The 680-nt window shown below is 60.6% G+C and carries 1 pseudogene; it reads left to right on the forward strand.

The features are described from left to right. Positions 1 to 678: pseudogene (locus WFJ47_RS16475) on the forward strand (calcium-binding protein); the annotation flags it as partial. Positions 679 to 680: the final 2 nt, after the last annotated feature.

Consider the following 680-nt stretch of genomic DNA (forward strand, 5'->3'; position numbering starts at 1 on the left):
TCAACCGTGAACTTCACGGGAAGCACGGGCACCATCGTCGGCACGGTGGGCGACACCATCTCTGCCGCAGGCGACCTTTCCGTCTATCATGGCGTGAACCAGTCGATCAGCGTCTCTGGCGCGCTGTCCTTCATCTCGGGCACAGGCAACACCTCGATCAATGCCGGCTCGGGCACGATCTGGGGCGCGAATGACCTCAACGCCACCGTCGACACGGCAGGCCGTGCGCTCTTCACGGCCAATCAGCCCAAGACGACCGGTGACCAGTATATCGATGCTTCCTCCTCCAAGGGAACACTCGAAGCCTGGACGGGTGCTGGCAACAACACCATCATCGGCACCTCGGGCTCCGATCATTTCGTGTTCGGCACGCAATTCGCAGATTCGAATGGCGACAGCTTCGCCACCGTCACCGGTGGCAGCGGCGCAGCCAACACCTTCGGTGTGCTCGCCGGGCATAATGGTGGTGACATCACCATCACCGATTTCGGCAGCGCGGCTGGCAACATGTTCTTCATGTATAACTACCGCCCGGCGGATGCCGACAAGGCCATCCAGGATCTGCTGGCAACGGCAACGGTCACTGGCGGCAACACCACGCTGCAGCTCGACAACAACATGAAGGTTACCTTCCTCGGCGTGACCGATCTGAAGGCCTCGAACATCGTGATCAGCTGATC

Origin of the sequence: Asaia sp. VD9, assembly GCF_037150015.1 — a bacterium.
Classification (GTDB): Bacteria; Pseudomonadota; Alphaproteobacteria; order Acetobacterales; family Acetobacteraceae; genus Asaia.